The sequence below is a fragment of the Williamsia sp. R60 genome, from assembly GCF_054063855.1.
Genome location: NZ_JBSSGR010000003.1, coordinates 809,567 through 823,148, shown reverse-complemented (window position 1 = coordinate 823,148; position 13,582 = coordinate 809,567). Strand labels below are relative to the sequence as shown.

Below are 13,582 nucleotides of genomic sequence, written 5' to 3'. Positions count from 1 at the left end.
CACCGCATACCGCGAACCGGGCGGTGTAACGTCCCTGAAACATCTTCTACCTGCGTAGATAACGGACGTTCCTATTGACGGGCTGTTCGCGAAGTGGCAAGGTCGCCGTTGCATCCTGTTTCAATTTCTTGGATCCAACTACGAACTACGTTCAGATCAGCAACACTGGACACAGCACTTCACCACCCGCTAGGAGCAACTCACATGGCCGACACCCCGACCCGTCCCGGCACCGCCATTCCCCCGACGCCCGGTGACACCCTCATCTTCGAAAACGATCGAGTGCGCGTGTGGTCGATGACGCTCGAACCCGGGGGGATGTTCGATTTCCATCAGCACCACCACGATCACGTCGTCATCTGGCCCGCAGCCGGCAACGCCCAGGGGCAGGAGCTGGGTGACGACGAATGGGGCATCACGCAGCACGCGGAGCCCGGCTTTGTCCTCTACAAGACCGTGGGATCGGCGAAGCCGCTCAATCCTCACCGCATCCGCAACCTGGGTGACGAGACCGTCACCCACTACGTCGTAGAACTGCTCGAGACCTCGCCGAGCGAGACCGAATTGCCTTGGCAGCACAACGATCGCGGGTCGTTCACCACACCCGCCGATCGCTGAGTCCTTCACCATCTGAACATCGGCGCCCCAGCGGCGCCACGCAGAACACCACCACGGGGCGGCGATGCCCGACTGCGATTCCGTGCGCCCTGATCACCACAGACAGATCCCCTCACCAGGAGAAGAAGACATGGCCGTCCCCAACGACGAGCTCACGAGCCCGGTAGAAACACATCAACTCAAGAAGAACACCATCGGCGTCGCCGGCATGGTGTTCATGGTCGTCGCTGCGACCGCTCCCCTGACCGCGATGGCGTCGAACCTCTCGATCGGCCTGGCATTCGGAGTCGGTGAGGGACTTGTCGGACTGCTTGTCCTCGTCGGCATCCTGCTCGCCATCTTCACAGCCGGTTACGTGGTTCTCAGTCGGCGGGTCATCAACGCCGGTGCCTACTACGCATTCATCGGCTACGGTCTCGGCAAGGCGTCCGGCGCCGGTTCGGCATTCGTGGCGACGATCGCATACAACCTCGCTGCCGCTGGAATGATCGCTGCCACCGGTTATTTCGCCGACATCGCGGTGGGCACGATGACCGACATCGACCTGCCCTGGTACGTCTACGGCGCAATCGCACTGGTGATCACCGCAGTCCTCGGACTGGTGGGTGTGGAGATCACGAAACAGGTGACCTCATTGGTCTCGATCGCCCAGTTCGGCATCATCATCTGGCTGGGCATTGCAATCCTCGTCCAGCGCCCGGAGGGTTTCTCCCTCAACGTGTTTGCCCCGGACCGGATGTTCGAAGGCAACCTCGCACTGTCTCTGGTGTTCTGCGTGCTGTCATTCGCAGGCTTCGAGGCCACGGCGATCTACGGCGAGGAGGCGCGTGCACCCCGACGCAGCATCAAGGTCGCGACGTACTGCGCTCTGGCGCTTCTAGTACTGGTCTTCATGGGTTCGACGTGGTCGATCGTGGCAGCGTTTCCTGACGTCCAGACCGTGGCCGCCGAGGATCCAGGCAGCCTGATCTTCGCCACCGCCAGCGAATACCTCGGTGGATGGTCCGATGAGATGCTCAGCCTGCTCGTCGCTTTCAGCTTCTTGGCCGCAGCGGTTGCCTTCCACAACATGGCCGCGCGCTACATGTTCGCGCTCGGCCGGTCGCGGCTGTTGCCGGAGCGATGCGCTGACGTCCACCCCCGTTTCGGCACGCCACAGGTGTCGTGTGCCGTTCAGATCGCCATCTCCCTGATCGTTCTCGTACCGTTTGTCATCGCCGAGTCCGACCCCATCATCAATCTTTTCCCGGCGGTCTCAGGCATCACATCACTGTCGATCATCGGCCTGATGATCGGTTGCTCCCTCAGTGTTGTCGTCGCCTCGATGCGTGGTCGGCTCGACGGAGAGACCGCATGGTCGTCGAAGATCGCACCGGCCATCTCGGGTCTGCTGCTCACCGCCATCGGGGTCATCGTCGTGATCAACTACCAGGACGTCACCGGTAGCGATTCCTGGATCGTCGCAGCCATGCCGGCGATCCCCGTCATCGGCGCAATCTACGGGGCCGTCGTGTACCGGCGCCGTGGCCATGGCCACGACCTGGAGGAGCACCTCACCGACTGAGATCAGCCACCGCAGAAAGGGGGTGCCTCCGCTCGGAGGCACCCCCGTTGTGTGGCTTGACCAACCCGGATCACGGCACGATCATCGGCCTTCGACCAAGGTCGCCACCCTCCCGGACAACTCGTCGCCGTACTCGAACGCGGTGGCGTGCCGCGCGTTCGGGATCTCCCAGAATGCGGACCCAGGAATGTGATCGGCCAACTCCCGACCTGCGGCGATCGGGATCACCGGGTCGTCGGCGCCGTGCACGACAAGAGTGGGCACACCGATCCGGTGAAGCTGCTGCCTCGAGTCGTGGTGCTTCAGTGCGTTCATCCGCCGGGCGTGCTGCTCGGCTGTCCGGTCCACCAAGGCCGCCCGGATACGGTCCACTAGCGTTGGATCGGCCGCTCGCGCGTCTGGGCTGACCGCGGCGTCGAGCATGGTCTGGGCCCTCGCGGCAGCCGACATTTTCTTCGACTTCTCCGCGAATCCGGCCAGCCATGAGTACGCACCGGTGGTCGACACCAACGACAGTGTTCTGACCCGCTCCGGATGCCGGATCGCCAGCAACTGGGCAACCACGCCACCGTACGAGGTTCCGAGGACGTGCACTTTCGACCATTTCAATGCCTCGATCACCTCGGCGGCGTCGTCTGCCATTGCGTCCATCGTGTAGTGCTCATCTGGGCTGACCTGGTCGCCGGTGTCGCGCTGATCGTAGGCGACTGCCTGCAGGCCGGATGGGAGCCGTGTCATCAGGTCGGCGAACTGCGTCCGATCACTCTCTGCCCCGTGGATCAGCAACAGCGGTGCGCCAGAACCTTTTACGATGCATGGCACCGATCTGCCGTCTCGGAGCGTGACCACGATGTCTGACATGTCGATCTTCTTTCTCGATGGGAGGAAAACATCGTCGCAATCGAGTGCGCGAACACGCATCCAATGCTAGATTGGATCCTATTGTAGCCGAATTGCATACGATCGGATGCGGGCTCAGATCTGAAGGAGGCCACCATGGCTGTATTGGTTTCGGGAGCGAGCGTCGCCGGTCTCTCGGTTGCATTCTGGCTCGAGAAGGCCGGTCACGAGGTCACAGTGGTCGAGCGCGCACCCGCACTACGGGTTGCAGGGTCACCGATCGACATCCGTGGCGACGCACTCGCGGTCGCTGACGCGATGGGTATCCTCGGCGACATCCGCGACAGCAGGGTGCCGACGTCCGGCCGTGAGGCGTTCACCACCTGGGTCGACGACCAGGGCGAACCGATTGCCGTGCTCCCCAACGAGTTCGCCACCGACTCGGCCGACGACGTCGAGATCGCCAGGGACAGTTTGATCGGAATCCTGCACGGCGCCATCGGCCCGAATGTCGAGTTCGTCTACGACGACTCGATCGTCAATGTGACCGACACCGGTGCTGCCGTCGATGTCGCGCTCGCGTCCGGCCGCACAGGCGCCTTCGACTTCGTCGTCGGCGCCGACGGTATCCATTCGACGGTCCGCGAAGCCGTGTTCGGACCCGAGACCACCTTCCGCCGGCACCTCGACACCTATACCGCTTTTGTCGACCTTCCCCTGGGTTCGGGAACCCCGGGCGAGAGCGTCACCTACAACACCCCCGGCCGCATGTTCTGCATCACGGACTTCGGCTCGCGCACAATCGGATTCATGGCCGCTCGTACCCCCGAGGTCGACTACGACAACCGTGACCTGGGCGACCAGAAGCGCGTGCTGGTCGACCTGATGAAGGGCGAGCAGGGTTGGGAGTCCCCGTTCTTGCTGCAGGCCGTTGCCGAGGCCGACAGGCTGTACTTCGATTCGGTCAGCCAGGTGCACATGCCCCGGTGGTCGAGCGGGCGGGTGGTCCTGATCGGCGATGCCGCACACGCCGCATCACTCTTTTCCGGGCGAGGCACCTCACTGGCGATGATCGGTGCCCACACCCTGGTGTCGGAGATGACAAAAGCCGGCGCCGCTCACGACATCGCGTTCACCCGCTACGAGCAGTTGCTGCGCCCGCGGGTGGCCACCGCGCAAGAAGGCGTTCACGAAGCCCGCGACTTCATGGTTCCGGCCACCGAGTCCGAACTGCGGGCACGCAACCAGCGGTTCGCGATCAACGCCGCGCGCTGACCGGCTCTCGGCTGTCCCGCCGGCGGTTCTGGCCACGGTCGCCGGTGGGCGTGCTCTGCGTCGTGAACTGGCGGCGATAGCTGGTCGGGCTTGTCGCCAGAATGGCCACGAAGTTCTGCCGGAAAGTAACGGTGCTGCCGAACCCGCAGGCGTCGGCGATCTGATCCATCCCCCAGTCCGTGCTCTCGAGGAGTGCCCGGGCAGCGCCGATGCGTTGCCGCAACACCCATCTGGCAGGACTCGATCCGGTCTCTTGGGTGAACTTCCGGATGAAACTGCGCCGGCTCATCCGGGCGTGTGCAGCCAGGCGATCCACACCGAGCGGTTCATCGAGGTGCTCGAGTGCCCAGTGCTGGATCTCCGCGATGGCCCCGTTGATCCGGGGAAGCGCCTCAGGCCGATCGATGTATTGGGCCTGCCCACCTTCCCGATGTGGAGCCACGACCAGACTTCGCGCCACGCGGGCAGCGACTGCCGCGCCGATGTGGTTGCGGATGAGGTGCAGGCACGCGTCTATTGCGGCTGCGGTGCCCGCAGAGGTCAGCACATCGCCGTGGTCGACATAGAGGACCGAATCGTCCAGCACGATGTCCGGATGCCGGCGCGAGAGTTGGGGCATCGCCTCCCAATGGGTCACGGCGCTGCGTCCGTGCAGGATGCCGGTATCGGCAACGGCGAACGCACCGAGACACAGCCCTACGATGATGGCGCCCGCATCGTGGGCACGAATCAGGCTCTGTCGCAGGGAATCACCGATCGCCGGCGCATCAACGGGCCAGGACGGCACAACAATGATGTCGGCCCCATCAGCGAGTTCCGGTCCGCCGACCGAATCGACCGTGTATCCCTCGAGCGTTCTGATGCTCCCCGGCGAATCGGACCACAGAAACGTCTCCCATGCAGCGTCGATGCCCAGCCGAGAGACTTCGCCGAACACCATCTGGGGAGTGGCCAGATGAAACGACGTGATGCCGTCGAAAGCGTAGATACCGATCCGCATCAGATTGGCACGATCTCATCGAAAGAGTGCATATGGGCCACTGTCGCAGTGTACGTCCGACCCGAAGAATGGCGGGTACACCAGCACGCACCTGACCCAGAAGGAGCCATCCATGTCGTCCCCTCGACGCGCACTCATCGTCATCGACGTCCAGCAGGAGTACTTCGACGGCCCTCTGGAGATCCAGTACCCACCTCGTGAGGACTCGCTGACCAACGTCGTACGGGCGATCGAAGTCGCCACAGCGCAGTCGATTCCCGTCGTGGTCGTTCAGCATCTCCTCCCGGCAGGTGCCCCCGTGTTCGCTTCGGGCTCGCCGGGCAGTGAACTGCACCCCGCGGTAGCTGAACTCGTCCAACCCGAGTGGAAACGTGTCGAGAAGGTGTACGGGAGCGTCTTTGCCGACACTGATGCGGGAGAGTGGTTGCGCGACAACGGTGTCGACACCATCTCCATTGTCGGCTTCATGACCAACAACTGCGACATCGCAACCGCCGCCCACGCCGAGTCCCTCGGGTTCACAACCGAGGTGCTCTCTGACGCCACCGGAGCCATAGCGTTGTCGAACGAGGCCGGCAGTGTGTCGGCCCAGCAGCTACACGAGACGATCATGGTTCTGCTGAACTCGAACTTCGCGGCCGTGGCGACAACCGAGCAGTGGGCTGCGGCAGTCGACAAGGGTGAACCGCTTGCGGCGAGCAACCTGGTGGCCTCCGCACTCGACGGGAGAGGCGCCACCGTGTGACGAGGCGGGCGGGGTTCAGCCGTGGCTGTGCAACGGCAGCCCCGCCAACGCCATGTGCGCCTCACCCAGCGCTTCGGACTGGGTCGGGTGAGCATGGACAAGAGCGGCGACGTCGTCGGGGTAGGCGCCCCACCCCACGGTCAGTTGTGCCTCGCCGATCAGTTCGCCGACGCGTTCACCCACCATGTGGATGCCGACTACCGGTCCCGAATCCTTCTGCGCACGAACCACTTTGATCCCGCCGCCGGTCCCGAGTATCTGACTCTTCCCGTTTCCGGCCAGATCGTAGACCACCGTTGACACCTCACCGTACTTCTCACGCGCCTGCACCTCGGTGAGCCCGACAGATGCGACTTCCGGATTGCAGTACGCGACTCGTGGGATGGAGGAGTCGTCGGCGAGAACCCGATCGCGTCCGGCGATCACCTCGGCCACGTGGATGCCATGCGCAAAACCGCGATGGGCGAGTTGTGGTCCCGCGACGATGTCGCCCACCGCGTATACCCCGTCCTGAGATGTGCGCAGCGCACCGTCCACGCGCACGAATCCACGCTCGTCGAGCTCGATGCCGCCTTCTGCAAAGCCATTCCCGGACGTCCGCGGACCACGACCCACCGACACGAGCACAACGTCCGCCTCGAGAAGGTCGCCGCCTGCCAGTGCCACGGTCACCCCGTCGGCCTGCTGCGTGACAGCCTCGCACCGCGCATCCGTCCTGACGGTCACGCCGCGCTTCTTGAGAGCCCTGGTGAGTTGTTTGGACGACCACTCGTCCTCGGTGGCGATCAATCGTGGCAGCGCTTCGACGATGGTGACCTGCGCACCCAAAGATGTCCAGACGCTTGCGAACTCGACGCCGATCACACCGCCGCCGAGAACCACCACCCGCTCGGGAAGCGTGGGCAGTTCGAGGGCGTCATCACTCGTCAGGACTCGACCACCGCGGTCCACACCCGGCAGGGTCCGGGCTGCCGAACCCGTCGCGAGCACCAGTGATCGTCCGGTGAACGTGGTCCCCCCGACCTCGACGCTGCGTCCCCCGACATAGCGGCCGGTGCCGTTCACGATGTCGACCCGGTGGGCCTTCACCAGCCCTTGCAGGCCGCGGAACAAGCGGTCGACCACCGAGTTCTTGTACGCGTGGATTCCCGCCACGTCGACCTTCGTGAGCTCGGCACCGACCCCGACCTTGGATGCGTGGGCAACCGTGTCGGCGACCTCGGCTGCGTGGAGCAACGCCTTGGTGGGGATACAGCCGCGATGCAGACAGGTCCCTCCCACCTTGTCTTCTTCGATGAGGGTGACGGTCTTGCCGAGTTGGGCGGCGCGGAAGGCCGCAGCGTACCCACCCGACCCGCCTCCCAGGATCAGGACGTCGGAGATGTCGGTCATGGCTTTCCTCCGGGTGCGCTCAGCTCAGCGCGATCAGGGTGACGGGATCGGACAGGATGTCGGCAATGGTTGCGAGAAAACGAGATCCCTGCTCGCCGTCGACCAGCCGGTGGTCGAACGAGAGACTGAGCGTGGTCACCGATCGCAGGGCGATCTCACCTCGGTGCTCCCACGGCTGTCGGCGGATTGCGCCGAAGCACAGGATCGCCGCCTCGCCGGGGTTGAGGATCGGCGTTCCCGAATCCACCCCGAAGACACCGACATTGGTGATCGTGATGGTGCCCGCGGACAGGTCTTGTGGACCGGTGCGCCCTTCTTTCGCCGTTGTCGTCAACGTGGTGAGCGCTTCGGCGAGGTCACGCAGGCTCAACGTGTGGGCGTTCTTGATGTTGGGCACCATGAGGCCGCGCGGGGTCGCCGCCGCGATTCCCAGGTTGACGTAGCGCTTGGTGACGATCTCCTGATTCGCCTCGTCCCACGCAGAGTTGAGGGACGGATTGGACCGCAGTGCCACGAGCAGCGCCTTGGCCACCAGCGCCAGCGGCGTGATGCGCACCGACCGGAAGTGCTTGGACTCCTTGAGTTGTGCGAGCAGATCGACGGCCGGGGTGACGTCCACGGTGACGAACTCGGTGACATGCGGTGCGGTGAAGGCACTGCGGACCATGGCGTCGGCGGTGTGTTTGCGTACCCCCTTGATCGGGGTGCGTTCTTCGTCCAGCACCGCCGCGGCAGGGCGGGCGGATTCGCCCGGAGCTGCGGCGGGTTCGGGTACGGGTACGGGCTCAGGCACCGGGTCAGCAGCCGATCGGGCCAGGTACTGCTCGAGGTCGTCGCGGGTGACCTGTCCCCGATCGCCGGTGGCGGGCACCTCGGCCAGATCGACACCGTTCTGCTTGGCTGCGAACCGGACCGGCGGCGCGGCCAGCGGGCGCTCCTGCTCTGTCACAACAGCATCGGCCGCCGACACGGTGGCCGCGTTTGTCCGCCGTCGACGCCGTCCCGTGCTCTCCTCGGCCACGCCGTACCCGACAAGAACCGGCGTGCGTTCCTTGCTCGCGGGACGTGAGTCCGACGGGGCAGGGCTTGATGAGACGGGATCCTGCGGGGCAGTCGGCGTGTGGTCGTCAGTGGAGGCGCCCTCGACGGCGATGTCGATGAACGGCCGGCCCACCTCGATGGTGGCGCCCTCGTCTGCGTACAGCGCCACAACGGTTCCCGCGTAGGGAGAGGGGAGTTCGACCGAGGCCTTGGCCGTCTCCACCTCGGCGATGTTCTGATTGAGTTCGACAGTGTCGCCGACCGCGACGAGCCAGGTGAGCAGTTCGGCCTCGGTGAGCCCCTCGCCGAGGTCGGGGAGCAAGAAGGTCTGGGTTGTCGACATGAGCTGGCTCCTACGATGCGAACGTGCGGTCGACGGCGTCGAGAATGCGGTCGACGTCGGGAAGGAAGTGTTCTTCGAGTTTGGCCGGCGGATACGGCAGGGTGAACCCGCCCACGCGGGCCACCGGGGCCTCGAGATGGAAGAAGCAGCGTTCACCGATGCGCGCCGCGAGTTCCGCGCCGATACCCAGGAACACCGGGGCCTCATGGGTGATCACCAGGCGCCCGGTGCGGCGAACCGAGTCCGCAACGGTGTCGACATCAAGCGGGGAGATCGAGCGTAGGTCGATCACCTCGATCGAACGGCCCTCTCCCGCTGCGATCTTCGCCGCCTGCACCGCGGTGGTGACGAGGGGGCCGTAGGCCACCAGGGTGACATCCGAGCCGGGCGTGACGACGCGGGCCTTGTGCAGCGGGTAGGCATCCCCGGCCTCGGCGAGCGGCCCCTTCTCCCAGTACCGGCGTTTGGGTTCGAAGAACAGCACCGGGTCATCGGACTCGATTGCCTGCTGGATCATCTGGTGGGCATCGGCGGAGGTACCGCAGGTGACCACACGCAGACCAGCGGTCGCGGCGAAGTAGCCCTCAGGCGACTCGGAGTGGTGCTCGATCGCGCCGATTCCACCGCCGTAGGGAACCCGGATCGTGATGGGCATCTTCACGTTGCCGCCGGTCCTGTAGTGCAGCTTGGCAACCTGCGAGACGATCTGGTCGAACGCGGGATAGATGAACCCGTCGAACTGGATCTCACACACAGGCCGGTAGCCGCGCATCGCCAGACCCACTGCCGTGCCGATGATCCCGGATTCGGCCAAGGGCGTGTCGATGACCCGCTGCGGTCCGAAGTCCTTCTGCAGACCATCGGTCACCCGGAACACACCTCCGAGCTTGCCGATGTCCTCGCCGAGGAGCACCACCTTCGGGTCCTTCTCCATCGCTTTGCGCAGGCCGGAGTTGATGGCCTTGCCGATCGGCATGACCGCGGGGGTGATGGCCGGGGCACTCATCGGGCGTCTCCTTCGAATCCTTCGAGGTACGAGGCGAACTCGCGTCGTTCCTCATCGATCAGGGGGTGTTGCTCGGCATAGACCTCGTCGAACATCGACAGCGGCGTCGGTTCCACGGTCTCGAGGCAGCCGCGTCGGAGTTCGGCTGCGGTTGTGTCCGATTGGTTTCGAATCCGTTCGTAGACATCGTCGGTCAGTACGCCTGCCGCGTCGAGCAGCGCCCGCACCCGGTCGAGAGGGTCCTTGGCGCGCCATTCGTCGTCCAGCGCCGCAGGTCGATATCGCGTCGGATCGTCGGATGTGGTGTGCGGTCCCATCCGATAGGTCACCGCCTCGATCAAGGTCGGGCCACTGCCTTCTCGGGCCCGCGCCAACGCCGCGCGGGTGACCGCGATGACGGCAAGTACGTCGTTCCCGTCGACCCGCACACTCGGAACCCCGAAACCCCGGCCACGTTCGGCGATGGTCACACGCGACTGCAACGAGACCGGCTCGGAGATCGCCCACTGGTTGTTCTGGCAGAAAAAGACAACAGGGGCATGGAAACTCGCGGCGAAACCGAAGGCTTCGGAGATGTCGCCCTGGCTGGTGGCCCCGTCACCGAAGTAGGTGATCGCGGCGCCGTCCACACCGTCGAACTGCATGCCCAGCGCGTATCCGGTGGCGTGCAACGCCTGCGAGCCCACGATGATCGCCGGTGTTGTCATCCGGTACTCATAGGGGTTCCAGCCCGAATGGGTGGATCCTCGCCAGAACCGGAGCATGTGGGCCGGGTCCACGTCGCGGCAGTAGGCGACCGCGTGCTCGCGGTAACTGGCGAAGACGAAGTCCTGGGGATCGAGCGCCCGCGCCGAGCCGACCTGCGCCGCCTCCTGGCCGAGCAGCGGCGCCCACAGGCCGAGCTCTCCCTGGCGCTGCAGAGCGGTTGCCTCGGCGTCGATGCGCCGCACCACCACCAGGTCCTCGTAGAGGCGCAGCAACGCGTCCACGTCGATGTCGAAGACGAGGTCGGAGTACTCGGGGTGCTCGAGTCGCTCGCCCGTCGGGCTGATCAGTTGGACCACATCGTCGTTGTCGATCACCGGGGCCTCCACTCGCCAGGGCTGACGTGGACATTCGCCCACGGTTCATTCGGTGCACGTCAGCCAACCAGTGAGCGCCACACTGCACAAGAGCTATCGACTAACTTGCGCATTTTGACCAACTTCGCGGCGATGAGACGTGCGACACTGTGCGACATGACGAAGTTCGACCGCTCTGACGCCCGCCTTCTACTCGCCCTCTGCGAGACCCCACGCGCCACCGGGGTGCAGCTGGCGGCCGCCCTCCAGATGGCCAGGAACACCGTCCAATCCCGGTTGGCCCGATGGGAAGAGCGGCGTGTGCTGGCGCCGATGGACCGACTGATCTCCACCAGAGACCTCGGATACACGCTGCGCGCCTACATCAGCGCGGTCGTCGACCAGCACCGACTCGAACCGATCATTGCCCTCCTCAGCGACATCCCGGAGGTGATCGAGGTGATCGGGATCTCCGGGGACGCAGACCTTCTCATCGCGGTCGCAGCCCTCGACGCCGACGACCTCTACCGCGTGGCCGGGCTGATCCTGGCAGTACCCGGCGTCGAACGGACCACCATGTCGGTGGCCATGCGCGACGCAATCCCTTACCGGACCCGCCCCCTGCTCGAGCGGCTCGCGCACGGTCGGTGAGGCCAAGGCGCGTGGTGACCGAGGCGGCAATCTGAGCAACGTGACAGCCGGCACACGCACCAAAATGTGCACGTTGCGCAATTATCCAGTTCACTGTTGACCACTTCGTCGCTCCGGGACAACATTCGTGCAGCTAGTTGCACACTCAACCCTCGACCACCTACCCGGAGGTTTCCATGTCCGTCACCGTCACCCCTCTGTCCGCAGAGTCGGCCACAAGCCACGTGTTCGGTCGATCAGACTTCCCCATCGACGAGCCCGCGCACGAGCAGGTCGTGTTCTGCCAGGACAGCGCAAGCGGCCTGCAGGCCATCATCGCGCTGCACTCCACCTCGCTGGGACCCGCCCTCGGCGGCACCCGGTTTCATCCCTACGTTGACGAAAGTGCCGCGCTCACAGATGTTTTGCGGCTGTCCCGCGGGATGACGTACAAGGCTGCGGCAGCCGGACTCGACCTCGGCGGAGGCAAGGCCGTCATCCTCGGTGATCCGCGGACCATCAAGACGCCGGAGTTGTTGCGCGCCTATGGCCGATTCGTGGAGAGACTCGACGGTCTGTATGTCACGGCCGGCGATGTGGGCACGAACAGCGACGACCTGGACATCATCGGCGAATCGACCGCACACGTCGTCGGCCGCAACACGGCTGCCGGCGGATCGGGTGACAGCGGGCCCAACACCGCCCTCGGGGTGTTCCAGGCCATGCGTGCAGCGGCAGTGCAGGTGTGGGGGGAACGCGAACTCGCCGGACGCACAGTGGGCGTGGAGGGTGCGGGAAAGGTTGGCTTCGAACTGGTGTCGCTCCTGACAGATGCCGGTGCCGAGGTTCTGGTCTCCGACGTCTATCAGCCCTCACTCGACCGCGTGCTGGACGCCTTCCGCCGCACAAGGGTGGCGGCAGACGTCCGAGCCGAGCGCCTCGACGTCTATGCCCCGTGTGCGCTCGGCGGCACGTTGGACATAGCCACCAGTGAGACGCTGAACACATCCATCGTCTGCGGCGCCGCGAACAACCAGTTGCTCACCCCTGGGGCCGAGAGGACACTCGTCAACCGCGGAATCGTGTGGGTACCGGATTATGTGGCCAACTCCGGTGGGCTCATCCAGGTCGAGGGCGAGCTCCGCGGGCGCACCCGCGAAGCGGTACGCAAGCGCGTCGAATCCGTCTTTGACACAATGACATTCATTCTCCAGACCGCAGCCCGAGAGAACATCGCGGCCGGTGTGGCTGCCGACCGGATCGCGCGGCGCCGGCTCGACGATGCGGTGTGAGGCGCCGTCAGCTCACACCGCGCCGATCACACGCACGGAGCGCTGAAGTTGTTGTCAGCCAAGGTAAACCTTCCCTCGGACAAGTTCGGCAATGCCACCCTTAGTAAGGATGAGCTTGGATGACAACGGCTTTCACCTGGTCCTAACCTGGTCGTCATGAGCACAATCCGAACCCGCTTCCATGAGCTCCTGCACGACCAGATCCGTCAAGAATTCTCTGCGTCGCAGCAGTACATCGCCATCGCCGCCTACTACGACAACGAAGATCTGCCGCAGTTGGCCAAGCACTTCTACGCACAGGCCGTCGAAGAGCGCAATCACGCGATGATGATCGTGCAGTACTTCCTCGACCGCGACATGGTTGTACACACCCCGGGCATCGACCAGCCGGAGAACTCGTTCGCCGACTACCGCGCCCCGATCAAGGTGGCGCTCTCGCAAGAGCAGCGTGTCACCGACCAGATCGTCGAACTGGCCAAGACGGCCCGCGACGAGGGTGACTACCTGGGCGAGCAGTTCATGCAGTGGTTCCTCAAGGAGCAGATCGAAGAGGTCGCGGTGATGCGCACCCTGCAGACCGTCGCCGATCGGTGCGAAGGCAATCTCTTCGACCTCGAGAACTTCGTCGCCCGAGAGGTCGGCACCGCCGCCAAGGCAGACGCCACGGCGCCCGGCGCCGCCGGCGGCACCCTGTAAACCCGCTCGACAGCACGTCAACACGCACAAAGGGCGCGGCCGGATCTCTCCGGCCGCGCCCTTTGTTGTCGTATCTGTA

The 13,582-nt window shown here is 64.8% G+C and carries 13 protein-coding genes; 7 read left to right on the top strand and 6 right to left on the bottom strand.

The window, feature by feature from the left end:
* Positions 1 to 204 precede the first annotated feature (204 nt).
* Complete coding sequence (locus ACVWY6_RS17350; RefSeq protein ID WP_023954992.1) at positions 205 to 618, top strand: hypothetical protein; 414 nt, start codon at positions 205 to 207, stop codon at positions 616 to 618.
* A gap of 130 nt (positions 619 to 748) precedes the next feature.
* Positions 749 to 2,182 carry an APC family permease gene (locus tag ACVWY6_RS17345; RefSeq protein WP_400722845.1) on the top strand — a complete coding sequence of 478 codons (1,434 nt, stop codon included), beginning with the start codon at positions 749 to 751 and terminating at the stop codon, positions 2,180 to 2,182.
* 81 nt (positions 2,183 to 2,263) lie between these two features.
* Here ACVWY6_RS17345 and ACVWY6_RS17340 read toward each other — a convergent pair whose 3' ends face one another.
* Positions 2,264 to 3,043 carry an alpha/beta fold hydrolase gene (locus ACVWY6_RS17340; RefSeq protein ID WP_457539682.1) on the bottom strand — a complete coding sequence of 260 codons (780 nt, stop codon included), beginning with the start codon at positions 3,041 to 3,043 and terminating at the stop codon, positions 2,264 to 2,266.
* 135 nt (positions 3,044 to 3,178) lie between these two features.
* On the opposite strand from ACVWY6_RS17340, the gene ACVWY6_RS17335 reads away from it, so the two are divergent.
* Positions 3,179 to 4,297: an FAD-dependent monooxygenase gene (locus ACVWY6_RS17335; protein WP_457539681.1), complete on the top strand. Its 1,119-nt coding sequence runs from the start codon at positions 3,179 to 3,181 to the stop codon at positions 4,295 to 4,297.
* Here the strand turns inward: ACVWY6_RS17335 and ACVWY6_RS17330 are convergent.
* Positions 4,281 to 5,297 (bottom strand): GlxA family transcriptional regulator, encoded by a 1,017-nt coding sequence (locus ACVWY6_RS17330; protein WP_457539679.1) that lies wholly within the window; start codon positions 5,295 to 5,297, stop codon positions 4,281 to 4,283. The two genes, ACVWY6_RS17335 and ACVWY6_RS17330, sit on opposite strands and share 17 nt — an antisense overlap.
* 112 nt (positions 5,298 to 5,409) lie before the next feature.
* On the opposite strand from ACVWY6_RS17330, the gene ACVWY6_RS17325 reads away from it, so the two are divergent.
* Positions 5,410 to 6,042 (top strand): cysteine hydrolase family protein, encoded by a 633-nt coding sequence (locus tag ACVWY6_RS17325; RefSeq protein ID WP_457539678.1) that lies wholly within the window; start codon positions 5,410 to 5,412, stop codon positions 6,040 to 6,042.
* A gap of 15 nt (positions 6,043 to 6,057) precedes the next feature.
* Here the strand turns inward: ACVWY6_RS17325 and lpdA are convergent, their stop codons facing one another.
* From lpdA to pdhA, 4 genes are read right to left on the bottom strand one after another with little or no spacing between them, the layout of a single operon-like run.
* The gene (gene lpdA, locus ACVWY6_RS17320) at positions 6,058 to 7,434 is read right to left on the bottom strand and encodes a dihydrolipoyl dehydrogenase (RefSeq protein WP_457539676.1); all 1,377 of its coding nucleotides are present in this window, start codon (positions 7,432 to 7,434) and stop codon (positions 6,058 to 6,060) included.
* Positions 7,435 to 7,453: 19 nt separating this feature from the next.
* Positions 7,454 to 8,818, bottom strand: coding sequence for a dihydrolipoamide acetyltransferase family protein (locus ACVWY6_RS17315; protein WP_457539674.1), 1,365 nt, complete (start codon positions 8,816 to 8,818; stop codon positions 7,454 to 7,456).
* Positions 8,819 to 8,828: 10 nt separating this feature from the next.
* Entirely contained in the window at positions 8,829 to 9,824 is a 996-nt protein-coding gene (locus ACVWY6_RS17310; protein ID WP_031331369.1) for an alpha-ketoacid dehydrogenase subunit beta, read from the bottom strand.
* Positions 9,821 to 10,906, bottom strand: a complete 1,086-nt coding sequence (gene pdhA, locus ACVWY6_RS17305) for a pyruvate dehydrogenase (acetyl-transferring) E1 component subunit alpha (protein ID WP_457539672.1) — start codon at positions 10,904 to 10,906, stop codon at positions 9,821 to 9,823. Before pdhA ends, ACVWY6_RS17310 begins: the two co-directional genes overlap by 4 nt.
* A 156-nt stretch (positions 10,907 to 11,062) precedes the next feature.
* Between pdhA and ACVWY6_RS17300 the strand changes: the two genes are divergently transcribed.
* The 3 genes from ACVWY6_RS17300 to ACVWY6_RS17290 all read left to right on the top strand — a co-directional run bounded on the left by ACVWY6_RS17300 (position 11,063) and on the right by ACVWY6_RS17290 (position 13,503).
* On the top strand, positions 11,063 to 11,536 hold the full coding sequence (locus ACVWY6_RS17300) for an Lrp/AsnC family transcriptional regulator (RefSeq protein WP_023955002.1): 474 nt from the start codon (positions 11,063 to 11,065) through the stop codon (positions 11,534 to 11,536).
* A gap of 176 nt (positions 11,537 to 11,712) precedes the next feature.
* A complete protein-coding gene (locus ACVWY6_RS17295) occupies positions 11,713 to 12,807 on the top strand; it encodes a Glu/Leu/Phe/Val family dehydrogenase (RefSeq protein ID WP_457539670.1) in 1,095 nt (364 codons plus the stop codon).
* A gap of 156 nt (positions 12,808 to 12,963) precedes the next feature.
* On the top strand, positions 12,964 to 13,503 hold the full coding sequence (locus ACVWY6_RS17290) for a ferritin (protein ID WP_023955006.1): 540 nt from the start codon (positions 12,964 to 12,966) through the stop codon (positions 13,501 to 13,503).
* Positions 13,504 to 13,582 lie beyond the last annotated feature (79 nt).

Bases quoted from the DNA above. Each gene is read 5' to 3' on its own strand.
- ACVWY6_RS17350 (WP_023954992.1), top strand. From the start codon at position 205: ATGGCCGACACCCCGACCCGTCCCGGCACCGCCATTCCCCCGACGCCC.
- ACVWY6_RS17345 (WP_400722845.1), top strand. From the start codon at position 749: ATGGCCGTCCCCAACGACGAGCTCACGAGCCCGGTAGAAACACATCAA.
- ACVWY6_RS17340 (WP_457539682.1), bottom strand. From the start codon at position 3,043: ATGTCAGACATCGTGGTCACGCTCCGAGACGGCAGATCGGTGCCATGC.
- ACVWY6_RS17335 (WP_457539681.1), top strand. From the start codon at position 3,179: ATGGCTGTATTGGTTTCGGGAGCGAGCGTCGCCGGTCTCTCGGTTGCA.
- ACVWY6_RS17330 (WP_457539679.1), bottom strand. From the start codon at position 5,297: ATGCGGATCGGTATCTACGCTTTCGACGGCATCACGTCGTTTCATCTG.
- ACVWY6_RS17325 (WP_457539678.1), top strand. From the start codon at position 5,410: ATGTCGTCCCCTCGACGCGCACTCATCGTCATCGACGTCCAGCAGGAG.
- lpdA (WP_457539676.1), bottom strand. From the start codon at position 7,434: ATGACCGACATCTCCGACGTCCTGATCCTGGGAGGCGGGTCGGGTGGG.
- ACVWY6_RS17315 (WP_457539674.1), bottom strand. From the start codon at position 8,818: ATGTCGACAACCCAGACCTTCTTGCTCCCCGACCTCGGCGAGGGGCTC.
- ACVWY6_RS17310 (WP_031331369.1), bottom strand. From the start codon at position 9,824: ATGAGTGCCCCGGCCATCACCCCCGCGGTCATGCCGATCGGCAAGGCC.
- ACVWY6_RS17300 (WP_023955002.1), top strand. From the start codon at position 11,063: ATGACGAAGTTCGACCGCTCTGACGCCCGCCTTCTACTCGCCCTCTGC.
- ACVWY6_RS17295 (WP_457539670.1), top strand. From the start codon at position 11,713: ATGTCCGTCACCGTCACCCCTCTGTCCGCAGAGTCGGCCACAAGCCAC.
- ACVWY6_RS17290 (WP_023955006.1), top strand. From the start codon at position 12,964: ATGAGCACAATCCGAACCCGCTTCCATGAGCTCCTGCACGACCAGATC.